Origin of the sequence: Parahaemophilus parainfluenzae (assembly GCF_001055095.1) — a bacterium.
GTDB classification, from domain to species: domain Bacteria; phylum Pseudomonadota; class Gammaproteobacteria; order Enterobacterales; family Pasteurellaceae; genus Haemophilus_D; species Haemophilus_D parainfluenzae_Z.
This window is the reverse complement of the sequence record NZ_JVHG01000012.1, coordinates 1-24,193: the sequence shown is the minus strand read 5'-3', so window position 1 is coordinate 24,193 and position 24,193 is coordinate 1. Positions and strand designations below refer to the sequence as shown.

General features: G+C 40.7%; 19 protein-coding genes, 2 rRNA genes and 1 pseudogene. 5 read left to right on the top strand and 17 right to left on the bottom strand.

Features of this window, described 5'->3' with window-relative positions:
• The 6 genes from ADA56_RS03530 to rlmE form a co-directional block, all read right to left on the bottom strand.
• A partial coding sequence (locus ADA56_RS03530) for a hypothetical protein (RefSeq protein WP_049369269.1) occupies window positions 1–725 on the bottom strand: 725 nt, incomplete at its 3' end.
• A gap of 180 nt (window positions 726–905) precedes the next feature.
• The gene (gene sixA, locus ADA56_RS03525; RefSeq protein WP_049369267.1) at window positions 906–1,379 is read right to left on the bottom strand and encodes a phosphohistidine phosphatase SixA; all 474 of its coding nucleotides are present in this window, start codon (window positions 1,377–1,379) and stop codon (window positions 906–908) included.
• Between the two features lie 68 nt (window positions 1,380–1,447).
• A complete protein-coding gene (gene glmM, locus ADA56_RS03520; RefSeq protein ID WP_049369265.1) occupies window positions 1,448–2,782 on the bottom strand; it encodes a phosphoglucosamine mutase in 1,335 nt (444 codons plus the stop codon).
• A 76-nt stretch (window positions 2,783–2,858) separates the two neighbouring features.
• Complete coding sequence (gene folP / locus ADA56_RS03515; RefSeq protein ID WP_049369263.1) at window positions 2,859–3,686, bottom strand: dihydropteroate synthase; 828 nt, start codon at window positions 3,684–3,686, stop codon at window positions 2,859–2,861.
• A gap of 114 nt (window positions 3,687–3,800) precedes the next feature.
• Window positions 3,801–5,699 carry an ATP-dependent zinc metalloprotease FtsH gene (gene ftsH, locus ADA56_RS03510; RefSeq protein ID WP_049369261.1) on the bottom strand — a complete coding sequence of 633 codons (1,899 nt, stop codon included), beginning with the start codon at window positions 5,697–5,699 and terminating at the stop codon, window positions 3,801–3,803.
• 96 nt (window positions 5,700–5,795) lie between these two features.
• Window positions 5,796–6,428 (bottom strand): 23S rRNA (uridine(2552)-2'-O)-methyltransferase RlmE, encoded by a 633-nt coding sequence (gene rlmE, locus ADA56_RS03505; protein ID WP_005697532.1) that lies wholly within the window; start codon window positions 6,426–6,428, stop codon window positions 5,796–5,798.
• Between the two features lie 166 nt (window positions 6,429–6,594).
• Here rlmE and yhbY point away from each other — a divergent pair, with 166 nt between their 5' ends.
• Window positions 6,595–6,894: a ribosome assembly RNA-binding protein YhbY gene (gene yhbY, locus ADA56_RS03500; RefSeq protein WP_005696198.1), complete on the top strand. Its 300-nt coding sequence runs from the start codon at window positions 6,595–6,597 to the stop codon at window positions 6,892–6,894.
• A gap of 32 nt (window positions 6,895–6,926) precedes the next feature.
• On the opposite strand, the gene greA is transcribed toward yhbY, so the two are convergent.
• Window positions 6,927–7,403 (bottom strand): transcription elongation factor GreA, encoded by a 477-nt coding sequence (greA, locus tag ADA56_RS03495; RefSeq protein ID WP_005697514.1) that lies wholly within the window; start codon window positions 7,401–7,403, stop codon window positions 6,927–6,929.
• Between the two features lie 152 nt (window positions 7,404–7,555).
• Between greA and dacB the strand changes: the two genes are divergently transcribed.
• A complete protein-coding gene (gene dacB, locus ADA56_RS03490; protein ID WP_049369259.1) occupies window positions 7,556–8,995 on the top strand; it encodes a serine-type D-Ala-D-Ala carboxypeptidase in 1,440 nt (479 codons plus the stop codon).
• 125 nt (window positions 8,996–9,120) lie between these two features.
• Here the strand turns inward: dacB and purF are convergent, their stop codons facing one another.
• From purF to yfbV, 3 genes are all read right to left on the bottom strand, one after another.
• The gene (purF, locus tag ADA56_RS03485) at window positions 9,121–10,638 is read right to left on the bottom strand and encodes an amidophosphoribosyltransferase (RefSeq protein ID WP_049369258.1); all 1,518 of its coding nucleotides are present in this window, start codon (window positions 10,636–10,638) and stop codon (window positions 9,121–9,123) included.
• 14 nt (window positions 10,639–10,652) lie between these two features.
• Window positions 10,653–11,144 (bottom strand): CvpA family protein, encoded by a 492-nt coding sequence (locus ADA56_RS03480; RefSeq protein ID WP_005696203.1) that lies wholly within the window; start codon window positions 11,142–11,144, stop codon window positions 10,653–10,655.
• Window positions 11,145–11,248: 104 nt separating this feature from the next.
• The gene (yfbV, locus tag ADA56_RS03475; protein ID WP_049369257.1) at window positions 11,249–11,695 is read right to left on the bottom strand and encodes a terminus macrodomain insulation protein YfbV; all 447 of its coding nucleotides are present in this window, start codon (window positions 11,693–11,695) and stop codon (window positions 11,249–11,251) included.
• A gap of 221 nt (window positions 11,696–11,916) precedes the next feature.
• Here yfbV and ADA56_RS03470 point away from each other — a divergent pair, with 221 nt between their 5' ends.
• The 3 genes and pseudogenes from ADA56_RS03470 (at window position 11,917) to pta (ending at window position 14,638) form a co-directional block, all read left to right on the top strand.
• Window positions 11,917–13,122 carry an acetate kinase gene (locus tag ADA56_RS03470; protein WP_049369256.1) on the top strand — a complete coding sequence of 402 codons (1,206 nt, stop codon included), beginning with the start codon at window positions 11,917–11,919 and terminating at the stop codon, window positions 13,120–13,122.
• A gap of 64 nt (window positions 13,123–13,186) precedes the next feature.
• Window positions 13,187–13,510 (top strand): annotated as a pseudogene (locus ADA56_RS09995) (AAA family ATPase); the annotation flags it as partial.
• Entirely contained in the window at window positions 13,484–14,638 is a 1,155-nt protein-coding gene (pta, locus tag ADA56_RS03465) for a phosphate acetyltransferase (protein WP_414651589.1), read from the top strand. The pseudogene ADA56_RS09995 and the gene pta, both read left to right, overlap by 27 nt.
• An 87-nt stretch (window positions 14,639–14,725) precedes the next feature.
• Here the strand turns inward: pta and rnd are convergent, their stop codons facing one another.
• From rnd to ADA56_RS03430, 7 genes are all read right to left on the bottom strand, one after another.
• Window positions 14,726–15,877, bottom strand: a complete 1,152-nt coding sequence (gene rnd / locus ADA56_RS03460; RefSeq protein WP_049369252.1) for a ribonuclease D — start codon at window positions 15,875–15,877, stop codon at window positions 14,726–14,728.
• 69 nt (window positions 15,878–15,946) lie between these two features.
• Entirely contained in the window at window positions 15,947–17,635 is a 1,689-nt protein-coding gene (fadD, locus tag ADA56_RS03455; protein ID WP_049369251.1) for a long-chain-fatty-acid--CoA ligase FadD, read from the bottom strand.
• 45 nt (window positions 17,636–17,680) lie between these two features.
• Window positions 17,681–18,223: a Slp family lipoprotein gene (locus tag ADA56_RS03450; RefSeq protein WP_049369249.1), complete on the bottom strand. Its 543-nt coding sequence runs from the start codon at window positions 18,221–18,223 to the stop codon at window positions 17,681–17,683.
• 20 nt (window positions 18,224–18,243) lie between these two features.
• Complete coding sequence (tsaB, locus tag ADA56_RS03445; protein ID WP_049369247.1) at window positions 18,244–18,954, bottom strand: tRNA (adenosine(37)-N6)-threonylcarbamoyltransferase complex dimerization subunit type 1 TsaB; 711 nt, start codon at window positions 18,952–18,954, stop codon at window positions 18,244–18,246.
• Window positions 18,955–18,956: 2 nt separating this feature from the next.
• Window positions 18,957–20,879, bottom strand: a complete 1,923-nt coding sequence (locus tag ADA56_RS03440) for an ATP-dependent DNA helicase (protein ID WP_049369245.1) — start codon at window positions 20,877–20,879, stop codon at window positions 18,957–18,959.
• 122 nt (window positions 20,880–21,001) lie between these two features.
• Window positions 21,002–21,117, bottom strand: a 5S ribosomal RNA gene (rrf, locus tag ADA56_RS03435).
• Window positions 21,118–21,268: 151 nt separating this feature from the next.
• A 23S ribosomal RNA gene (locus ADA56_RS03430) occupies window positions 21,269–24,166 on the bottom strand.
• Window positions 24,167–24,193 lie beyond the last annotated feature (27 nt).

Genomic DNA, 24,193 nt, shown 5'->3' with positions numbered 1-24,193 from the left:
GCTTTATCTTCAGCCGCATCTTTCACTTCAGCAGCTTTATCTTCAGCTTCATCTTTTAACTCAGCCGCTTTATCAGCAGCTTCATCTTTTGCTTCAAAAACTGCATTTTTTACTTCAGCAACTTTATCTACAACTGCATCTTTGAATTTAACTACTTTGTCTACAACTGTATCTTTTGCTTCTGAAGCCGCTTCTTTTGCTTCTACAGTTTTATCTTCAGCTGCATCTTTTAGCTCAGATGCTTTATCTGCAGCTTCATCTTTTGCTTCTGAAACTGCTTTTTTTACTTCTTTTGCTTTATCTTCAGCCGCATCTTTCACTTCAGCAACTTTGTCTTCAGCTGCATCTTTTAGCTCTGCTGCTTTATCTGCCGCTTCATCTGTAGCTTCTGAAACTGTTTTTTTCACTTCTGATGCTTTATCTTCGACGGCTCTTTTTACTTCAGAAAATTTGTCATCGATTGCTTTTTTCATTTCAGTAGCTTTATCATCGATTGCTTCCTTTGCTTCAGAAACTGCTTTTCTTACTTCAGATACTTTATCTTCAGTTACATCTTTCACTTCAGTAGCTTTGTCTTCAACCACTTCTTTTGCCTCAGACGCTTTATGTGTCACAGCATCTTTAATATAGTTAGCCGCTGCAAATAATGCATCTTTAACTTGTGTTGCAGCATTCACTGTCGTATCTTTTACTTCAGTTGCTTTATCTCCGATTTTATTGTTCATAGCTACTCCCCTTGTGTCATTATGATGGCTTAATTTAAGCTATTCATTTATAGCTCATTTTCAGTCTATCAAAAAAATTTTAAAAAAACACCTAAAAATATACATTTTTAGGTGTTGCTTATTTTTGACTGCTTTTAAAAAGTAAATCATATAAACTTTGTTTTTCGTATTTTAGCCATTCTATTTTGGATAATGGAAAGCTTCAATGGTGCCTTTTTCACCATTCCACTCAATTTGAACAATCGTTGAAGGGTAAAAACTAATTGGATTTCGCTTACCGTAAAGCTCTGAAACAATACTGCCTACTAAAGGTAAATGAGAAACGAGTAAAACACTTTCAGTACCTTCTTCTTGCAAAACAGATAGATAATCAGCTACCAATGTAGCATTACCATAAGGTGTAATCCCACTCCAAATTTCAATATCATTAAGCGTGTTACCTAAGGCTGAATTTACAAGCTCAAACGTTTCTTGTGCTCTTACATAAGGGCTGACAATTACTTTTTGAACTGAAAGTGCGGTTGAATTTAGATGAGTTTTAAGCCATTGTCCCTGTAATATCGACTGTTTTCGACCGTAGTCATTTAAATGCCGAGCCTCATCGGATGAAGCGATAACTTCGGCTTCTCCATGACGCATAATAAAAATTTTCATGTATTGGCTTTCCTAAAAATAATAAAGATAATTCTATGGATCAAAAATGGGGGCAAGCCCCCACTCAATTAATTTGCTTTCACTGCTTCTGCAATTTCTTCTGCACATTGTTTTGCAAGTGCACCGTCTTCACATTCGACCATAACACGAATCAGTGGCTCTGTACCAGACTTACGCAGTAAAATTCGGCCTTTGCCTTCTAAGCGTTTTTCCACATCAGCGGCTACGGCTTTTACTGCTTCACTTTCTAACGGATTTGTACCACCTGCAAAACGAACATTAATCAGGACTTGAGGGAATAATTTCACCGCACTTGCAAGCTCGTTTAAGGATAAACGATGTTGAACCATTGCACTTAATACGGCTAATGAGGCAATAATACCATCACCTGTCGTGTTTTTATCCGCGATAATGATATGGCCAGAGTTTTCTCCACCTAACGTCCAGTTATGTTCTACCATTTTTTCTAGCACATAACGGTCGCCAACGTTAGCACGCACAAAAGGTACACCTAACATTTTTAACGCAATTTCTAGGCTCATATTACTCATTAATGTGCCGACTACGCCACCTTTTAATTGACCTGAACGTAAAGCTTCACGAGCAATAATGAAAAGGATTTGGTCACCATCTACTTTATTACCTAAGTGATCCACCATCATAATACGGTCACCATCACCATCATAAGCGAGACCAACATCCGCTTTAGTTTCAAGCACTTTTTCCTGTAACGCTTTTACATCGGTTGCACCACATTTTTCATTGATATTGATTCCGTTTGGATCAGTACCAATTTCAATCACTTCCGCGCCTAATTCACGTAATACATTTGGCGCAATATGATAGGTCGCACCATTTGCGCAATCCACCACAATTTTATAACCATCTAAACCAAGATGTGCAGGGAAAGTGCTTTTACAAAATTCAATATAACGTCCTGCGGCATCACTGATACGGCTTGCTTTACCTAAATCAGCAGACTCCACACAATCCATTGGCTGATCAAGCATGGCTTCAATCGCTTCCTCAATATCGTCTGGTAATTTTGTACCTTGTGAAGAGAAGAATTTAATCCCGTTATCATAGTAAGGGTTATGAGATGCCGAAATCACAATGCCTGCTTCTAAACGGAAAGTACGAGTTAAATACGCTACAGCTGGGGTTGGCATTGGGCCGGTAAATGCAGCAGTTAAGCCAGCGGCAGCCAAACCTGCTTCAAGAGCAGATTCCAACATATAACCTGAAATACGAGTATCTTTTCCGATTAATACTGTGCGAGAACCTTGTGAAGCTAAAACCTTACCCGCAGCCCAACCTAATTTCAATGCAAAATCAGGCGTGATTGGATAAGTACCCACTTTACCGCGTACGCCATCTGTACCAAAATATTTACGATTTGCCATATTTATTCCTTAATAAATTGAATAATTGATGTTGCAGAAATCATTTACTCTACAACATATAAAATCTGTTACTTTCTTACGCCTGTTGCGTTGCTTGCCATACTTTCAAAGCATCTGCCGTTGCAGCCACATCATGTACGCGTAAAATTGTCGCACCATTTTGTGCAGCAATTAATGCGCCAGCTACACTTCCCACAACACGTTCAGTTACGGGTTTATCTAATACGGCACCAATCATCGATTTACGTGAAAGCCCTGCTAAAACAGGATATCCACTTTCACAAAAGTGAGCTAACTGCTGTAAAAGCTTATAATTATGCTGCACGGTTTTACCAAAACCAAAGCCCATATCCCAAATGATATTTTCTTTAGCGATTCCCGCTGCTAAACAAGCTTGAGTTCTATCGTTTAAAAATTGATAAACATCTTGGACTACATCATCATAATGCGGATTAATCTGCATTGTGCGCGGCTGTCCTTGCATGTGCATGATACAAGTTGGTAAATTCAACTGTCCTGCTATTTCGAGTGCACCAGGTTCACGTAAAGCTCGAATATCATTGATTAAATCCACGCCGACCTTAGCTGCTTCTTGCATAACAATTGCTTTAGAGGTATCCACTGAGATCCAACAATCAAAACGTTTTTGCACGGCTTCAACAAGAGGTATCACTCGTTGCAACTCTTCACTTTCAGGCACTTCTTCTGCCATTGGTCGAGTTGATTCCCCGCCAATATCAATAATTGTTGCACCCTCTTTGAGCATTTTTTCAACTTGAAATAATGCCTTGTCTAGACTAAAAAACTGCCCGCTATCAGAAAACGAATCAGGTGTGAAATTCAAAATTCCCATAATTTGAGGGAATGATAAATCTAGACATTTGTTATTAGCATAAAGTTTCATAAAGTGCGGTCAATTTTTAAATCAAATTTGAAAGGTTAGATTATAACGGAATATAGTAATGAAAAGAATGAAATAATAAATAAAAAAGCCTTCCAAATTAGGAAGGCTGTATTTTTATGCTTCAGGATCTTCTGAATGATTAACCGCACTTTCAGTTTTCTCTTCCTGCGGTTTTGCTGTTGGTTTCGTGTCTTTGTTATCTTCCCAACCAGATGGTGGTGTAACAGGTTCACGATTCATCAATTGCTTGATTTGTTCTTCTTCAATGGTTTCATATTTCACTAACGCATCTTTCATGGCGTGAAGAATATCCATATTGTCGATCAAAATTTGTCTTGCTCTCGCATAGTTACGATTTACAATCGCACGAACTTCTTCATCAATTGCATGTGCTGTTTTGTCAGACATATGTTTTGCTTTCGCCATTGAGCGACCTAGGAATACTTCGCCTTCATCTTCAGTATAAAGAATCGGACCGAGTTTATCTGAGAAGCCCCATTGGGTCACCATATTACGTGCAATATTGGTTGCCACTTTAATATCGTTAGATGCACCGGTAGAAATATTTTCTTCACCGTAAATCAAATCTTCTGCTAAGCGTCCCGCATAAAGTGTTGAAAGTTTACTTTCTAATTGTTTTTGGCTGATACTAATTTGATCGCCTTCAGGTAAGAAGAAAGTTACACCCAATGCTCGGCCACGAGGAATAATCGTGACTTTATGTACCGGATCATGTTCAGGTACTAAGTAACCCACAATGGCGTGACCTGCTTCATGGTACGCTGTCGATTCTTTTTGTTTATCCGTCATGATCATGGTACGACGTTCAGGCCCCATATTGATCTTATCTTTGGCTTTTTCAAACTCAAGCATCGATACAGTACGTTTATTGCTACGTGCAGCAAATAATGCCGCTTCATTCACCAAGTTCGCTAAATCTGCACCTGAATAACCTGGTGTACCACGCGCCAGTGTCATTGCATCTACATCATCAGCCACAGGGACTTTACGCATGTGAACTTTTAAAATTTGCTCACGACCTTTCACATCCGGTAAACCTACAACAACTTGACGGTCAAAACGGCCTGGACGAGTTAATGCTGGATCAAGTACATCTGGACGGTTAGTTGCAGCAATAACGATTACGCCTTCGTTACCACCGAAACCATCCATTTCAACTAACATTTGGTTAAGGGTTTGTTCACGCTCATCATGTCCACCACCTAAACCGGCACCACGTTGGCGACCTACCGCATCAATTTCATCAATAAAGATTAAGCATGGTGCATTTTTCTTCGCTTGCTCGAACATATCACGTACACGAGAAGCACCAACACCCACAAACATCTCTACAAAGTCAGAACCTGAAATGGTAAAGAAAGGCACTTTTGCTTCACCCGCAATAGCTTTTGCTAATAAGGTTTTACCTGTACCTGGAGGACCTACCATTAAAATCCCTTTTGGAATTTTACCTCCAAGGTTTTGGAATTTTTTCGGTTCACGCAAGAAATCAACTACTTCACCGACTTCTTCTTTTGCTTCATCGCAACCTGCAACATCAGCAAAAGTCACTTTGATTTGATCTTGGTTCAGCATTTTAGCGCGGCTTTTACCAAAACTCATGGCCTTGCCACCGCCACCTTGCATTTGACGCATGAAGAAAATCCATACCCCTACAAGGAATAACATTGGGAACCACGAAATTAAAATTTGTGATAATAAACTGCGTTTTTCAAAAGGCGTACCTTCGATTTTAACTTTTTTATTTAGTAAGTCATCTAAGAGCTTTTTATCTTCCAACGGTGGCATGACGGTCATATATTTAGAACCATCATTTTTGGTCACGGTGATTTCATTCGCATCAAAACGCGCTTCTTTCACTTGACTATTACTCACATCATACACAAAGGTTGTGTAATCTGTTGAGTCACTCACGCCATTGGAATTAAAACTTTGGTAAGCTGTCATCATGACAATTGCTACCACAACCCATAGAACTAGATTTTTGACCATATCGTTCAAGGTTTAACCTGCCTTTCTTAAGTTAATTAAAATTAAACGAGATACTATCTCATCCCCGACACAATGAAAAGCTATCAAAGCAATTATCTATTCGCCTTTATAACCGCTTGCTACAATATAAACTTCGCGAGAACGCCCACGAGAGGCTTCTGGCTTACGCACTTTTACGACACTAAAGAGTGAACGAATTTCGCGCAGATACTCGTCAAAACCTTCTCCTTGGAATACTTTGACCACAAAACTGCCTTTTTTCGCCAAAACTTGCTTACACATATCTAAAGCCAGTTCAACTAAATACATTGCACGAGGAATATCAACAGATGGCATGCCGCTAAAATTTGGCGCCATATCAGACATCACTACATCAACTTTTGCTTCACCAACTCGTTCTAATAATGCATTCAGCACATTTTCGTCACGAAAATCGCCTTGCAGGAAATCCACGCCGACAATTGGGTTCATATCCAAAATATCACAAGCAATCACTCTGCCTTTTCCACCAATTTGGCTCACAACATACTGTGACCAACCACCTGGTGCAGCACCGAGATCCACCACAGTCATTCCCGGTTTAAACAATTTATCCGTTTGTTGAATTTCATCTAACTTAAAGTAAGCACGTGAGCGTAATTTTTGTTTATGTGCTTTCTGAACAAACGGATCTTTAAAATGTTCGTTTAGCCAACGAGAAGAACTCGCCGAACGTTTTTTCTTTCCCATAATCTCTTTCTTTTGTACTATTTTTTGTAGTAGTTTCGTCTATATTTGGGTACAATCTGCCAAATTCAAGGCTAGACTTACCAAAAAGTGCTGAAAAACCACGTTTTTTCTGACCGCTCTTTTCGGTCTTTTTTTGACTCATATTCATCTATTTAAAGGATTCCTTATGACAATATTATCAACAAAACAAAAACAATTTTTAAAAGGACTCGCTCATCACCTTAGCCCTGTCGTCATGCTTGGCGGTAACGGCTTAACCGAAGGTGTATTAGCCGAAATCGATAATGCATTAAATCATCACGAATTAATCAAAGTAAAAATTGCTGGCGCAGATCGCGAAACCAAACAATTAATTATTGATGCGATTGTTCGTGAAACCAAATCATCTAATGTTCAAACCATCGGACATATTTTGGTGCTTTATCGACCAAGCGAGGAAGGTAAAATCCAGCTGCCTCGTAAATAATTGTTATCCCCTCAATTTGAGGGGATGTTTTTTTAGATATAATTTACTTCAATAATCTCGAACTCAACCGTTCCACCTGGTGTGGTAATATTCACGGTATCATCCAACTCTTTCCCCACCAAGCCACGAGCAATCGGTGAATTCACAGAAATCAAACCTGATTTAATATCTGCCTCATCATCGCCCACAATTTGGTAAGTGACTTCTTCATCAGTATCGGTATTCACTAATACAACTGTCGCACCAAAAATAACTTTTCCGTTATTTGGTAATTTAGTGACATCGATAACCTGACAATTTGCAAGTTTGCTTTCAATTTCTTGAATACGCCCTTCGCAAAAACCTTGTTGTTCACGCGCCGCGTGATATTCCGCATTTTCTTTTAAGTCACCATGCTCACGTGCTTCAGCAATCGCCTTGATAATTTCAGGGCGACGCTCATTCTTTAAGAAATCTAATTCTTGACGTAATAGCTCCGCACCACGCACGGTCATTGGAATTTGTTTCATTCTTTTTCCTTGAAATTTGGTAAAAACAAAACCACGACAACGTCTTGCAACCTTGCCGCAGTCAATGAAAAATAAAAAATGATTTACTCTATTGAGTTCGGAGCTTATTATTATTCGTCTTGAGAAAAATAGCAACCATAACAGAACTAAAAATGACTAAAAAATCTTCTATTTCGACCGCACTTAAAGCGGCACTTATCACACTCGGCTTTTCTTTTTCCTCTATGGCTGAAGTTAATGTGGCTTCTATCACCCAATACTTACCGGAAGGTGCTTCTGCCAGTATCATTGCCAAAAACCTCAATAAAGATCAAATTATCGCGGATTACAATGGTTCAACGTTTATGTTGCCTGCCAGTACACAAAAAGTGTTCACAGCCGTTGCTGCTAAATTAGTATTAGGTGATACCTTTCAATTTGAAACCTCACTTTTAAGTAACGGAAAAATTCAGAATAATGTTTTAGAAGGCGATCTTGTTGTGCAATTTACTGGCGATCCCGATCTAACTAGCGGACAACTTTATAGCCTATTAGCTAATTTAAAAAACCAAGGCATTCAGAAAATCAATGGTGATCTTATTTTAGATACCTCTGTATTTGCTAGCCATGACCGTGGGTTAGGTTGGATTTGGAACGATCTTACAATGTGCTTTAACTCCCCTCCTGCTGCAGCAAATATCGATAATAACTGCTTCTATGCCGAGCTGGATGCAAATCAACCTGTAGGTGAAACAGTCAAAATTAACGTTCCCGCTCAATTCCCTATTCAAGTTTTTGGGCAAGTTTATATTGTGGATCAGCAAGAAGCCGGTTATTGCCAGTTAGACGTCGTTGTTCACGACAATAATCGCTATCAAGTAAAAGGCTGTATTGCACGCCAAACTAAACCATTTGGGCTTAGCTTCGCCGTGCAAGATCCTGATGCCTACGCTGCTGCTATTATTCAACGTCAATTAAAACGTCTTGGTATTGAATTTACCGGTCAGGTAAAACAACCTCAAAAACCACAGCAAGGGCAAAAACTTGCACAGCATCTATCTAAACCGTTGCCTGAGCTATTGAAAAAAATGATGAAAAAATCGGATAATCAAATCGCCGATGCCTTATTTAGAGCCGTAGCCTACAACTATTATAAACGCCCTGCTTCATTCCAATTAGGCACATTAGCAGTGAAATCCGTATTGCAAAAACAAGGCATTAAATTTGGTAACAGCATCTTAGCTGATGGTTCGGGTCTTTCTCGTCATAATTTAGTTGCACCGAAAACCATGCTTTCAGTCTTGGAATACATCGCCAAAAACGAAGATAAATTACACTTAATGGAAACTTTCCCAATTGCAGGTGTGGATGGCACAATCAGTGGTCGTGGTAGCTTAATTAATCCACCACTGGTAAAAAATGTCATCGCTAAAACTGGCTCATTAAAAGGTGTCTATAACCTTGCCGGTTTTATGACCAATGCACGAGGTGAAAAAGTGGCTTTCGTTCAATTTATCAATGGCTATTCAACCGGTGATTTAGAAAGTAAAACAAAGCGTGCTCCACTTGTGCAATTTGAAAGTGCGCTTTATAACGATCTTTATAAAGACTAAAACGCATAAAAAAATGACCGCACTTTAATACATCAAGTGCGGTCATTTTTCTTTATATTTAACCAAAAAGAAAAAGCACTAAACGCTTCATTGAATTTAGTGCTTTTTTACGCTCTTAAACGCGATTAACCTTCATTATGGATTTCAAGGTTGCTTGCATCTTTTTCACGTTTTTTCTTTGCCGAATCACTCCGTTGAGAAGCGATGCTATCAAGGTATTCTGGTGTGATATCGCCCGTAATATATTCACCAGTAAATACTGAACAATCAAAGCCTTGAATAGCTGGATTTTCTTGGCGTACTGATTCAGTCAACGCCTCAAGATCTTGGAAAACTAATTTATCTACGCCAATCAATTTCGCAATTTCGTCAACATTACGGCCATAGGCAATAAGTTCTTGTTTTGTTGGCATATCAATACCGTACACATTCGGATAACGAATTTCTGGTGCCGCGGATGCAAAGTAAATTTTCTTCGCACCTGCTGCTCTAGCCATAGTCACGATTTGTTCGGATGTTGTACCACGAACAATGGAATCATCGACTAATAACACATTTTTGCCTTTAAATTCTGCTTTAATCGTATTGAGCTTGCGACGGACTGAACTAATACGTTGTGCTTGACCAGGCATAATAAATGTACGGCCAACATAGCGGTTTTTCACAAAGCCTTGACGATAAGGTTTGCCTAAGATTTTCGCAATCTGTAACGCAATGTCTGTTGAAGTTTCAGGTACAGGAATCACCACATCAATATTGTCTGCTTCAGCAGCCCATTCTTTTGCAATTTTTTTGCCTAAATGTTCACCCATGTGAACACGTGCGGCATAAACAGACACGCCGTCTATTGTCGAATCTGGACGAGCAAAATACACGTATTCAAAAATACACGGATTTAAGACCGCACTTTCTGCGCATTGCTCAGCATAGAGCTGACCATCAAAGGTTACATAAATCGCTTCGCCCGGTGCAACATCACGCACTAATTCAAAACCCGCGACGTCTAATGCCACACTTTCAGAGGCAAACATGTATTCTACAGAGCCGTTTTCTTCTCGTTTACCTAACACGAGTGGACGAATACCAAACGGATCGCGAAATGCCACCATGCCATGTCCAATAATCATCGCTAAACATGCATAAGCACCACGGATATCTTTGTGTGTCGCACGAATTGCATCAAAAATGTCTTGCGGATCGAGATGGTATTTATTCACTCTATCTAAATGATTTGCAAGAATATTGAGAAGAAGTTCTGAATCCGAATTAGTATTTATGTGACGACGTGCTTCTTTAAATAATTTATCTTTTAATTCGTCTGAATTGGTTAAGTTGCCATTGTGAACAAGGCTTAAACCATAAGGAGAGTTAACATAGAAAGGCTGTGCTTCAGATACACTTGAACTGCCGGCGGTTGGATAACGTACATGTCCGAGGCCTGCATGACCTTGTAAACGTAACATATGTTCTTGTCTGAATACATCGCTTACAAGACCATTAGCCTTGCGCAAACGAAAGCGGTTTTCATCATCGATTGTGACAATCCCCGCCGCATCTTGACCTCGATGCTGTAATAACGTTAATGCTGCATAAATGGATTCATTAACCGGATTTTGGCTAACGATACCGACAATTCCACACATACTGATTGACTACCTTATTGTTTAAAAGTTGAGTTTAAAAAACTAGAACTTGCTTGTAGTTGTTGGAAGAACCATTCAATAATGAAGCCGAAATGAGGAATTAATTTTGATTCTTTCCACCAATCGGTTTGTTCAAAGTTAGTGAAGGTATCCAAGAAGAATAAGATCGCAGCAACGATTAACGCCCCACGAATTAAGCCAAATGCCGCACCGAGAACACGATCTGTTCCGGTAAGTCCTGTTTTATCCACTAATTGGCTAATCACATAATTAACAATGCCACCTACGATTAAGGTTAAAACAAATAAAATGCCGATTGCTGTGCCGTTACGCACGTAGTCAGATTCGATTTGAGTAAGATAAGTGGCAAGATAAGGATAAAATTGGCTAGCGACAATAAATGCAACGACCCAACTTGCAAGGGACATCACCTCTCGCACAAACCCACGTAATAAACTCACGATAATCGAAAATGCGATGATGCCAATGATAATGTAATCAATCATTAAATAGTCTCTCAATTAAAAAGGGTCGCCATTGCGACCGCAATATTTTACATAAAAAACAACAAAAGGAAAACGTTTGCGCCAATTAAATTTAAAGCCATTGGCTAGATTTCCTGCCAAAATGCTTTATCTAATTTTTGCTGTGCCTTTTGTAGTACTTCTGCCAAGTGCTGATATGTCGGTTTATCTTGCACAATTGGCAAACTTTCATGTTGTTTTCTTAAACGTTCACTAATCTCATAAAACCACTGAGAACTTTGCGGTTCTAGCGGTGATTTTGCACGTTTTCCCAACCAATATAAGCCTTGAAATGGTATCACTAACGCACAAAGTGCGGTCAAAATAGCTATTGCCAATGCAGTAAGATCCGCCTTGGCATAAAGCTGTTGCCAAACCACCGCAAATACCGCCATAAAAGGCATAAACTTCTGTGCAAATTTTGTGGCTTTAATAATGCGATTTTCGGGAAAAATAATGCCGAGCTTCGCTTCTAATGGCCACGTTTGCAAATATATTTGCCCACGTTTTAAGGTTGAAAAAAATGATGACATAAAAACATCCTAGAAAATAACCGTACTTATAATACTCTAGTTTGGGTTTCATTGTCATCCTTAACTAGAAACTGTTGAAATTTTCAACTTTTCTAATAAAAGATCGTATTTTTCCCCTCCAGTTAATTTATTTTATACGCCAAAAGGTGTATTCTATGTAAGATTTGTAGTCTGTTCTTTTGAATGGATTTTTATTAACCTCAATCAAAAATAGGGTTCCTATGTCAAAACTTGTTCTCATCCTTAACTGTGGTAGTTCTTCATTAAAATTTGCAATCCTTGATCCTGCAACAGGTGAAGAAAAATTATCAGGCTTAGCAGAAGCATTTTATCTTCCTGAAGCTCGTATCAAATGGAAACTTAACGGTGAAAAAGGTAGCGCAGATTTAGGTGCTGGTGCAGCGCACACTGAAGCGCTTAACTTCATCGCGTCAAACATTATGACTGATGAGCTGAAAAACTCTATCACCTCGATTGGCCACCGTATCGTTCACGGTGGTGAGAAATACACTCAATCTGTTATCGTAACAGATGAGGTAGTTAAAGGTATTGAAGATGCAGCACAATTTGCTCCACTTCACAACCCTGCTCACTTAATCGGTATCCGTGAAGCATTCAAAACATTCCCACACTTAAAAGATAAGAACGTTGTCGTTTTTGATACAGCATTCCACCAAACCATGCCTGAAGAAGCATACCTCTATGCACTTCCATACTCACTTTACAAAGAACACGGCGTACGTCGCTACGGTGCACACGGTACCAGCCACTACTTCGTTTCTCGTGAAGTCGCTGAATACGTAGGCAAATCGGCAGACCAAGTAAACGCAATCATCTGTCACTTAGGTAACGGGGGTTCTGTTTCTGTGGTTCGTCACGGTAAATGTATCGACACATCTATGGGTTTAACCCCATTAGAAGGTTTAGTGATGGGTACACGTTGTGGTGACATCGACCCTGCGATCGTTTTCTACCTATACAAAAACTTAGGCATGTCAATGGATCAAATCGAAGAGACCTTAGTGAAAAAATCAGGTCTTTTAGGTTTAACTGAAGTAACGAGCGACTGTCGTTATGCAGAAGATAACTACGACGACGCCTCTAAACCAGAAGCAAAACGTGCATTAGATGTTTATAGCTACCGTTTAGCAAAATACATCGGTGCATACATGGCTGTTTTAGGTGATGATCACTTAGATGCCATCGCATTTACGGGTGGTATCGGTGAAAACTCAGCTCACGTTCGTGAATTAGCGTTAGGCCACTTAAAATTATTCGGCATCAAATTAGACCAAGAACGTAACCTTGCTGCTCGTTTTGGTAAATCAGGCGTAATCACTGCTGATGACTCTGCATTCAAAGCGATCGTTCTTCCAACTAACGAAGAATTAGTAATTGCACAAGATACAGCACGTTTAGCGGGCTAATCAACTTTCTTCAAACCTGCTGAGAAATCAGCAGGTTTTTTCATTCATTAAAAGGTATATCAAAATGACTAAAGCAGTTATTCTTATTCCAACTAGCGCAGAAGCAAATTTAGCAGCAGCATTAGACGCAGCTAAAACAACAGGCGCTGTCGTATTCAATGCAGTAGAAGATGTAAAAGCCGCTCAAGCATTAATCGCAAATAATCAAAAAGACGTGTTATTAGAAAAAATCGTGGCTGATTTCCAAGCACTAAATGCAAATTTAGTGGTTGTTAAAGGTGTTCAACCTTCAGCTCAAGCGCCTTTTGCAAATAGCTTAAATTTCGCGATTGCACAAACCTTAGATGCACAAATTATCTTAGTGGCAAACAATGAAGAAGGCACATTAGTCGAAGCCGTTGCTTCAGAATTTGGCGGTGTGAACAACACTGACATCTTAGGTGTATTTGGTGCACAAGCAGGCAAAATTAAAACCTTAGATGCGCAAGCCTTAGCGAATGCAATCTCTACTCCACTCGCTCGTGAGGCACGTATTTCTCCAGCGGCATTCCGTTTCAAATTAACTGATTTAGCACGCAAAGCAGGTAAGACCATCGTATTACCAGAAGGTGATGAACCTCGTACTGTTAAAGCGGCAGCTATCTGTGCTGAACGTGGTATCGCAAAATCGGTACTATTAGCAGATCCAGAATCTGTGAAAAAAGTCGCAGCAGAACAAGGTGTGACTTTAGGTGCTGATGTAACGATCATCAATCCAGCTGACGTACGTGAAAACTACGTTGCTCGTTTAGTTGAATTACGTAAATCTAAAGGTTTAACGGAAGAACAAGCGCGCGCGCAATTAGAAGACACCGTTGTATTAGGTACTATGATGTTAGAGGCGGGCGAAGTAGATGGTTTAGTCTCTGGTGCCGTTCATACCACTGCCAATACCATTCGTCCACCGATGCAAATCATCAAAACAGCACCAGGTAGCTCAATTATCTCGTCTGTATTCTTCATGTTATTACCAGACCAAGTATTAGTGTATGGGGACTGTGCAGTAAACCCAGAGCCAACCGCTGAACAACTGGCTGAAATCGCAATCCAATCCGCTGAATCGGCAAAAGCATTTGGTTTAAATCCGAAAGTCGCAATGCTTTCTTACTCAACCGGTACTTCTGGTTCAGGTCAATCTGTAGAGAAAGTGAAAGAAGCAACGCGTATTGCACAAGAAAAACGTCCTGATTTATTAATTGATGGCCCATTACAATACGATGCGGCGGTAATGAAAGATGTAGCAGCATCTAAAGCACCAAACTCTAAAGTGGCAGGTCAAGCAAACGTATTTGTGTTTCCTGATATCAACGCAGGTAACATCGGCTATAAAGCGGTACAGCGTTCTGCTGATTTAGTGGCCGTGGGTCCAATGCTTCAAGGTATGCGTAAACCGGTTAATGACTTATCTCGTGGTGCATTAGTGGATGATATCATCTACACCATCGCATTAACCGCAATCCAAGCAACTCAAGCTTAATTAAAGCCTTCGTTGTAAAACACTAAAGAAAATAACCGCACTTTTGATAATTCAAAGTGCGGTTATTTTTAGGATTGTTTTTACTGGCTACTCTACGGATTTTAAGTATTCAACCAGCTTCAAGCCAATCTCTCTTCTCCACCCTAAAAGTAAATCAGGCTGTTTTGTCATATCTTCATTTTTTAGCCAAACCCATTTTATGAGATCTTCTAAATTTCGTTTACTCGCCAGAATATCGAGGGTTAATCCTTTTGGCGTCAGTTCATAGGCTTTCTCTTGCAACAATCGAATTGCTTTTTTATAGCGAGGATCATCCACAATACGCACTAAACGTTTAGGATAATCATAAGGGGAAATTCGGCGGCTTTGTGCTAATAATTGAAGCATTTTTTTGCCACGTACACGCACTTCATTTTCAGATAATCCAAGCGCTAACATTTCTGATGTATTACGAGGATTATTTTTTGCTACTTTCCAAAGGTTATCCGATTTCACCACATAAGAAAGGGCTAAGTTTCGTGCCATTGCGGTTTCTTGTCGCCATTTGGCCAATAACTGTAAACGCGCTAATTCGAGCGGATTCAATTTCCAAACATTCGGAATCTCTAAATAGGCTTTGTCTGGATTGCGATTATCTAATTTACTGGTTTTCGAGATCGCAAGCTGGCAATCATCAATTACCGCTTGAAACCAAGGTGATTGTGCTAATTCTATTTGCATTTTTTGATAGACCGGCAAGAGATACCATACATCCCCTGCAGCATATTGTAGCTGTACGGGAGAAAGTGGACGTTTTAGCCAGTTTGTACGCGTTGCCCCTTTATCCATTTCAACACCCAAATAATGTAACACCAATTTGGCTAGGCCCGCTGAGTTAGCAAAACCTAGAAAACGTGCCATGATTTGTGTATCCATCATAGGTTGTGGAAGTGCATCAAACTCTTGTAAGAAAACCAATAAATCTTCATTACAAGCATGCAAAATTTTTGTCACCTGCTGATCGCGTAATAATTCCACAAAAGGTGAAAAATCAGTAATGGATAAAGGATCGATCAATGAAACTCGTTCATCATCATAAAGTTGAATTAATCCTAATTTAGGATAATAGGTCGATACCCGCATAAATTCGGTATCTAAAGCGACCGCACTTTGCTGACGCGCTAACTGACAAACCTGAGCGAGCTCTTCATTATTTTGAATTAATGTAAAGTGCGGTTGATTTTGGCATTCTTTTATCATTGTAATAGGATGTATTTTCAAATAGAGGTAAAGACTAATCAGGGATATGAACACATATCCCTGATTAAATTAATGTTGTGAGCGTTTTGCTATTTCTTCATCACGCAGTACGCGTCGTAAAATTTTGCCTACATTACTTTTCGGTAATTCATCGCGAAACTCAATATCTTTCGGGACTTTATAACCCGTGAGATGTTGTCTGCAATGTTGGCGTAATTCATCACGCGTGAGGCTATCATCTTTCTTCACAACAAAGATTTTGATGGTTTCCCCTGATACTTCATGTGGCACACCGATAGCGACCACTTCAGCGACTTTATAATTAAGCATCACCACATCTTCGATTTCATTTGGATAAACGTTAAAGCCTGAAACCAAGATCATGTCTTTTTTGCGGTCAACAATACGGAGGCTATAGCTCTCGTCCATAATGACGATATCACCCGTTGCCATCCAACCATCTTGAAGCACTTCAGCAGTCGCTTCAGGACGTTGCCAATAGCCACGCATAACTTGTTCACCTTTAACCCAAAGCTCTCCTGCTTCACCAAGTTGTGCTTCTGAGCCATCATCTTTGATAATTTTAATATCGGTATTTGGCACTGGTACACCGATTGTACCATTGTGTTTCACCACATTAATCGGACAAGCGGCAATTAGCGGTGAACATTCTGTCATACCATAACCTTCAATGATGTTGCAGCCAGTTAAATCATGCCAACGCGTTGCAACCGATTGTTGGATCGCCATACCGCCGCCAACAGAAAGTTTTAATTGTGAAAAATCCACTTCTTTGAAATTTTCATTATTAAGTAGCGCATTAAACAAGGTATTTACCCCTGTAATCGCTTCAAAGCGGTATTTTTTGAGCTCTTTAACAAAGCCATCAATATCACGTGGATTCGTAATTAAGAGCGCTGTCACACCAAGCTCTAAGAAAAGTAAACAGTTTACCGTTAGGGCAAAAACATGATAAAGCGGTAAAGCCAGTACAGCAATGCGTTGCTTCGCATGATCGCTAATAAATGGCTCTGCAATCCACTTAGCTTGGAAAATATTGGTAATAATATTGCCATGTGTCAGCATTGCACCCTTAGCAACACCTGTCGTTCCGCCTGTATATTGTAAAAAGGCTAAATCTTCACGATCCACTTGTGGACGAACATATTGGCGATATTTACCAATGCTTAACACTTCACGGAAAGTCACTGCATTCGGTAATTTATATTTTGGCACTAATTTTTTGACGTACTTCACGACAAAATTGACCAAATTACGCTTACCAAAAGAAAGCTGGTCACCCATTCTTGTTAAAATCACGTGTTTCACTTTAGTATTAAACACGATTTTTTCTAAGGTTGAAGCAAAGTTTGAAACCACAACAATGGCTGTTGCACCGCTATCTTGTAACTGATGTTCTAATTCTCGAGGGGTATAAAGTGGATTCACGTTTACCACAACCAAACCAGCACGTAAGATACCAAAAAGCGCAATAGGATATTGCAATAAATTCGGCATCATCAATGCAACACGCTCACCACGTTCTAACTTTAACTCATTTTGTAAATAAGCGGCAAATGCACGGCTGCGCTCTTCTAATTTACGAAATGTTAAAACCTGCCCCATGTTGATATAGGCAGGACGGTCTGGGTGCTCACGAATTGCTTTATCTAAAATATCGAGAATCGAATCATACTTAGATGTATCCAGCGTGGTAGGTGAACCTTCTGGATAATTTTGAAACCAAACTTTTTCCATTTTTATCCTTATTCTTTGGAAAATTTTCTTAATTTTATCATTTAGTTAGTAGAGATAATAGCGAATTTCAGGCTCACCATACCAATAATATGGTCGTCGACCCCAAAAGCCCCAATCATCCCACATATCATCTGGATAATAATAGCTTTGAGAAAGCTTCCAGACACGGTAGTGATTAGTTTGAATTACAGGGTAAGTGTAGCTTGCCTGATCAACCTTGCCTTGTTCTGTTTTCAGTAAGGTGCCGCCAATTGTAATAAATTGGTCTTTTAAACTTTCAGGCTCAACAAAACCATCAAGATAAGTAATGAAACGTCCATTAGGTTGTTCATCAATCATGGGTTTTGCAGAGGTTGAGTAAACTGGATAGCTTAATACTTCAATTTTAGTTTTATTCGGCTGGGCTTGTGCGGTTAATACTTTTCCGCCTAAACGAATTGATTTGCACTGACAACTATAATCACTCTGCTGAATTGAAGATAATGATTTTAAAGTAAACTGTTCTTTTTCCAGTCCTCTCGGTGCATTAACACATCCCACTAATGTGGTCGAAAGTGCGGTCAAAACTAAGATCGTTTTTTTATTCATCTTCAACTCCTTTTTCAAAACTATTCACGTCCTGGTAATTTTTTCCAAGTTACTTCATTACGCAAATAAACCGGTTCAATTTCTAAGGCAGATATGACTTTATTCTGCGCATAATCTGTTAAAGCAAGCTCAAGCATATATTGTGCAGAAGGTAAAATAATATCACTCCCTTCTAAACTACTATCTTTAAATTGAGGATACGCTGCCCAACCTGTTCCGACTCGATAGGCGGTTAAATCTGAAAGCTGTTCAAGCACTTTTTCAGGTTGGCAAACTTGTTCTTCTATAACAGGATTCCATTGGAAAAACTCATCCAATTCTGACCGCACTTTTTCTCGTTTTACTTGAGAAAAATAAACTTCATTCATTCTCGCATCAATGGCAGCTACCACATTTTCAGCTTGATGTAATTCAAATGCAGCCTGAGCCATTGCTGTTAAATTTGATACCGCAATAACAGGTAAATCAGCACCCAATGCAAGCCCTTGAGCAATCCCTGCACCGACACGGACACCAGTAAAACTACCAGGACCGCGTCCAAATGCCAACGCATCTACTTGCTTCAAATTGATACCTGAATTAGCAAGCAACCCATCAACCATTGGAAGAATACGTTTTGTATGTGTACGTTGTGCTAATTCATCTAAATGTGTTTTTTCGCCTTTATGCCAAAGTGCAACAGAACAGGCTTCTGTTGAAGTATCAAGTGCTAATAAGGTGATATTTTTCATTGTTAATCCATTTTCTCATTTTGTAAGAATTGTACCACTTTGTTGAGATCTCGGGTACGGGTTGAATTAGGTAAACTTTTTAGAAAAGTTTCGCCGTAATTTCGCATAACAAGACGATTATCACAAATAATTACCGCACCACGATCGGTTACATCTCGAATTAGGCGCCCTACACCTTGTTTCAGCGTAATAACTGCTTCAGGGATCTGTATATCATTAAAAGGATCACCACCCTGTAATCGGCAATCTTCAATACGCGCTTTTAGCAAAGGCTCATCTGGTGCAGTAAAAGGCAATTTATCAATAATGACTAAGGAAAGTGCATCACCACGGACATCCACGCCTTCCCAAAAGCTAGAAGTAGCAACTAGCACACTATGGGTTTCATGAATAAATTGTTCGAGTAATTTTGCTTTAGGCATTTCACCTTGTAATAAGATAGAAAGCTCACTCTTTTCTCTAAAATACTCTGCCAAGCCTCTCATCATTAAATAAGAAGTACAAAGCACAAAGCATCGACCTTTATTCGCTTCAATGATAGGCAACAACATTTCACCAAGAGATTGTAACGTATTATTTTGATTTGTTGCCGGTAAATAACGTGGTACGCAAAGTAGCGATTGATTAGGATAATCAAAAGGACTGTGAAGAATTTTTTGTTCTGCTTGCTCAATACCAAGTCGCTGACAGAAATGATTAAAAGTGCCTCCAACTTCAAGCGTCGCCGAGGTGAAAATCCAAGCTGCTTCTTTATTATTTAGCTGTTCACCAAATTTATCTGCGACAGTAAGTGGCGTAATATGCAAACCAAATTGTCGCCCCATACTTTCGTACCAATAACAATAACCAACAATAGCCGTATCACAAAGACGCGTTAATTGATTCTTGATACTTTCAGTGCGTTCAAAAATACTATCCAAAGTCTGAGAGCGACCTAATGCAATCTTGATAACTTCAGAAAGAAACTCTATTTTTTCTTGTAATAATTCAACCGATTTTTTGACCGCACTTTGTTTAAATAGCTCACGCCAATTTCCTCTCTGATTTCCTTCCCCAAGAAGAAGGCGAAAATCCTGAATGACTTTAAGCAATGTATCTGCCGTTGTGCCAAGCTGTGGCATATCTTTCAATTCTGTTCGATAAACAATATTGATATCTTTACATAAATCAAATAGCTGGCGAGAGGTTAATGATTGGCCAAAATACTGGCTAGCTATATCGGGAAGTTGATGTGCTTCATCAAAGATAATGACTTCTGCATTGGGAATAAGCTCACCAAAGCCACTTTCTTTTACCGCCATATCAGCAAAGAAAAGGTGGTGATTTACAACAACGAGATCTGCATTTAACGCTTTTTTACGAGCTTGTGCTACATAGCATTCAGCGTAGTTGGGACAATCTGTTCCCAAACAACTTTCTGCCGTACTCGTCAATTGAGGCAAAATTGGGCTATCTTCAGCCAATTCAATACATTCTGTTAAATCACCTGTTTTCGTTGCATTATTCCATTTTCTTACTTTACTTAAATCGGCTAAAACAGATTTATCACCAAGCACACCTTGAGCGATAACTTGATCCAGACGCTCCAAACATAAGTAATTAGATCGCCCTTTTAATAACGCAATTTTTCCAGAATAATTTAAGGCTTTTTTTATGGCAGGGAGATCTCTTGAAAAGAGTTGATCTTGTAGATTTTTCGAGCCTGTTGAAATAATCGTTTTCTTTCCGGCAATGAGTGCCGGTGCCAAATAAGCAAAAGTCTTTCCAGTACCTGTTCCAGCTTCTACAACAAGCGGTCGCTTATGTTGAATAGCATATCCTACTGATTGAGCCATTTCGAGCTGCTCTGCTCGTGGCTTAAATCCTTTGATATTCTTACTCAATTCGCCATCACTGGAAAAGATCTTACTTATCTGTTTTTTCATAATTATTGCTATCTAGAAATAGGCGAAGATTTTATCACTATTAGGCTCATTTATATATGAATTCTAATATTTTATATAAAACAAAAACCCCAAGCTCTTCAGCTCGGGGTTCTACATTCAGTACCTGGCGGTGTCCTACTCTCACATGGGGAAGCCCCACACTACCATCGGCGCATCGGCGTTTCACTTCTGAGTTCGGTATGGGGTCAGGTGGGACCACCGCTCTATCGCCGCCAGGATTATTCCTTTAATAACTTCTTCTCTCTCTTTCTGCTCTCACTATCTCTAGTGCTCACAACCAAACAAGCTGATTCAACCTAAAAACTTTCTCTTTCGTCTCTGAGTCTTTTTATTTTAGTCTTACAACCTCAAAAACCCTTGAGCGTTGTATAGTTAAGCCTCTCGGGCAATTAGTATCTGTTAGCTCAACGGCTCGCACCGCTTACACACCAGACCTATCTACGTCTTAGTCTTAAACAACCCTTACAGATTTTAAATCTGGGAGAACTCATCTCAAGGCAAGTTTCGTGCTTAGATGCTTTCAGCACTTATCTCTTCCGCACTTAGCTACCCGGCAATGCGTCTGGCGACACAACCGGAACACCAGTGGTGCGTCCACTCCGGTCCTCTCGTACTAGGAGCAGCCCCTTTCAATTCTCCAACGCCCACGGCAGATAGGGACCGAACTGTCTCACGACGTTCTAAACCCAGCTCGCGTACCACTTTAAATGGCGAACAGCCATACCCTTGGGACCTACTTCAGCCCCAGGATGTGATGAGCCGACATCGAGGTGCCAAACACCGCCGTCGATATGAACTCTTGGGCGGTATCAGCCTGTTATCCCCGGAGTACCTTTTATCCGTTGAGCGATGGCCCTTCCATTCAGAACCACCGGATCACTATGACCTACTTTCGTACCTGCTCGACTTGTCTGTCTCGCAGTTAAGCTTGCTTATACCATTGCACTAACCTGACGATGTCCGACCGTCATTAGCAAACCTTCGTGCTCCTCCGTTACTCTTTGGGAGGAGACCGCCCCAGTCAAACTACCCACCAGACACTGTCCGAGACCACGTTTCGTAATCTTCGTTAGAACATCAAACGTTAAAGGGTGGTATTTCAAGGTCGACTCCATAATCACTGGCGTGACTACTTCTAAGTCTCCCACCTATCCTACACATCAAAATTCAATGTTCAGTGTCAAGCTATAGTAAAGGTTCACGGGGTCTTTCCGTCTAGCCGCGGGTACACCGCATCTTCACGGCGATTTCAATTTCACTGAGTCTCGGGTGGAGACAGCCTGGCCATCATTATGCCATTCGTGCAGGTCGGAACTTACCCGACAAGGAATTTCGCTACCTTAGGACCGTTATAGTTACGGCCGCCGTTTACTGGGGCTTCGATCAGGAGCTTCTCTTTCGATTACACCATCAATTAACCTTCCAGCACCGGGCAGGCATCACACCCTATACGTCCACTTTCGTGTTTGCAGAGTGCTGTGTTTTTAATAAACAGTTGCAGCCAGCTGGTATCTTCGACCGGTTCAACCTTCATCCGCGAGGGACTACAATCTACGCCGGCGCACCTTCTCCCGAAGTTACGGTGCTATTTTGCCTAGTTCCTTCACCCGAGTTCTCTCAAGCGCCTGAGTATTCTCTACCTGACCACCTGTGTCGGTTTTCAGTACGGTTTAGATAAACCTGAAGCTTAGTGGCTTTTCCTGGAAGTGTGGTATCGGTTACTTCAGCTCCGTAGAGCCTCGTCATCATCTCTCGGTGTTAAAGAAGTCCGGATTTGCCTAAACCTCTCACCTACCAACTTAAACGCACATATCCAACAGTGCGATAACCTAACCTGCTCCGTCCCCACATCGCAGTTTATCCAAGTACGGGAATATTAACCCGTTTCCCATCGACTACGCTTTTCAGCCTCGCCTTAGGGGCCGACTCACCCTGCCCCGATTAACGTTGGACAGGAACCCTTGGTCTTCCGGCGAACGGGTTTTTCACCCGTTTTATCGTTACTTATGTCAGCATTCGCACTTCTGATACGTCCAGCTAACCTCTCGATTAACCTTCATCCGCTTACAGAACGCTCCCCTACCCAACAGTATTGCTACTGATGCCGCAGCTTCGGTGCTATATTTGAGCCCCGTTACATCTTCCGCGCAGGCCGACTCGACTAGTGAGCTATTACGCTTTCTTTAAATGATGGCTGCTTCTAAGCCAACATCCTAGCTGTCTAAGCCTTCCCACTTCGTTTCCCACTTAATATAGACTTTGGGACCTTAGCTGGCGGTCTGGGTTGTTTCCCTCTCCACGACGGACGTTAGCACCCGCCGTGTGTCTCCTGAGTATCACTCTTCGGTATTCGTAGTTTGCATCGGGTTGGTAATCCGGGATGGACCCCTAGCCGAAACAGTGCTCTACCCCCGAAGGTGTCCGCTCAAGGCTCTACCTAAATAGATTTCGGGGAGAACCAGCTATCTCCCGGTTTGATTGGCCTTTCACCCCCAGCCACAAGTCATCCGCTAATTTTTCAACATTAGTCGGTTCGGTCCTCCAGTTAGTGTTACCCAACCTTCAACCTGCCCATGGCTAGATCACCGGGTTTCGGGTCTATACCTTGCAACTAGACGCCCAGTTAAGACTCGGTTTCCCTTCGGCTCCCCTATTCGGTTAACCTCGCTACAAAATATAAGTCGCTGACCCATTATACAAAAGGTACGCAGTCACCCCAAAAGGGCTCCCACTGCTTGTACGTACAAGGTTTCAGGTTCTATTTCACTCCCCTCACCGGGGTTCTTTTCGCCTTTCCTTCACAGTACTGGTTCACTATCGGTCAATCAGGAGTATTTAGCCTTGGAGGATGGTCCCCCCATCTTCAAACAGGATATCACGTGTCCCGCCCTACTTGTCGTTAGCTTAGTACCATGACCTGGACTTCGAGTACGGGGCTATCACCCTGTATCGCCAAGCTTCCCAGCTTGTTCCTCTGTCTCTGTCATTATCACTAACAGGCTCCTTCGCGTTCGCTCGCCGCTACTAACGAAATCTCGGTTGATTTCTTTTCCTCGGGGTACTTAGATGTTTCAGTTCTCCCGGTTTGCCTCACTTACCTATGGATTCAGTAAGTGATAGTAGATTCTTCATCTACTGGGTTTCCCCATTCGGACATCTTGGATTAAACGCCTCTTATCGACTCATCCAAGCTTTTCGCAGATTAGCACGTCCTTCCTCGCCTCTGATTGCCAAGGCATCCACCTTGTACGCTTAGTCACTTAACTATACAACCTCAAAAATTCTTGATGTTG

Bases quoted from the DNA above. Each gene is read 5' to 3' on its own strand.
- ADA56_RS03450 (WP_049369249.1), bottom strand. From the start codon at position 18,223: ATGAATAAAAAAACGATCTTAGTTTTGACCGCACTTTCGACCACATTA.
- tsaB (WP_049369247.1), bottom strand. From the start codon at position 18,954: ATGAAAAATATCACCTTATTAGCACTTGATACTTCAACAGAAGCCTGT.
- ADA56_RS03470 (WP_049369256.1), top strand. From the start codon at position 11,917: ATGTCAAAACTTGTTCTCATCCTTAACTGTGGTAGTTCTTCATTAAAA.
- ftsH (WP_049369261.1), bottom strand. From the start codon at position 5,699: ATGGTCAAAAATCTAGTTCTATGGGTTGTGGTAGCAATTGTCATGATG.
- sixA (WP_049369267.1), bottom strand. From the start codon at position 1,379: ATGAAAATTTTTATTATGCGTCATGGAGAAGCCGAAGTTATCGCTTCA.
- yhbY (WP_005696198.1), top strand. From the start codon at position 6,595: ATGACAATATTATCAACAAAACAAAAACAATTTTTAAAAGGACTCGCT.
- yfbV (WP_049369257.1), bottom strand. From the start codon at position 11,695: ATGTCATCATTTTTTTCAACCTTAAAACGTGGGCAAATATATTTGCAA.
- rnd (WP_049369252.1), bottom strand. From the start codon at position 15,877: ATGATAAAAGAATGCCAAAATCAACCGCACTTTACATTAATTCAAAAT.
- ADA56_RS03480 (WP_005696203.1), bottom strand. From the start codon at position 11,144: ATGATTGATTACATTATCATTGGCATCATCGCATTTTCGATTATCGTG.
- rlmE (WP_005697532.1), bottom strand. From the start codon at position 6,428: ATGGGAAAGAAAAAACGTTCGGCGAGTTCTTCTCGTTGGCTAAACGAA.
- fadD (WP_049369251.1), bottom strand. From the start codon at position 17,635: ATGGAAAAAGTTTGGTTTCAAAATTATCCAGAAGGTTCACCTACCACG.
- purF (WP_049369258.1), bottom strand. From the start codon at position 10,638: ATGTGTGGAATTGTCGGTATCGTTAGCCAAAATCCGGTTAATGAATCC.
- folP (WP_049369263.1), bottom strand. From the start codon at position 3,686: ATGAAACTTTATGCTAATAACAAATGTCTAGATTTATCATTCCCTCAA.
- glmM (WP_049369265.1), bottom strand. From the start codon at position 2,782: ATGGCAAATCGTAAATATTTTGGTACAGATGGCGTACGCGGTAAAGTG.
- dacB (WP_049369259.1), top strand. From the start codon at position 7,556: ATGACTAAAAAATCTTCTATTTCGACCGCACTTAAAGCGGCACTTATC.
- ADA56_RS03440 (WP_049369245.1), bottom strand. From the start codon at position 20,879: ATGAAAAAACAGATAAGTAAGATCTTTTCCAGTGATGGCGAATTGAGT.
- greA (WP_005697514.1), bottom strand. From the start codon at position 7,403: ATGAAACAAATTCCAATGACCGTGCGTGGTGCGGAGCTATTACGTCAA.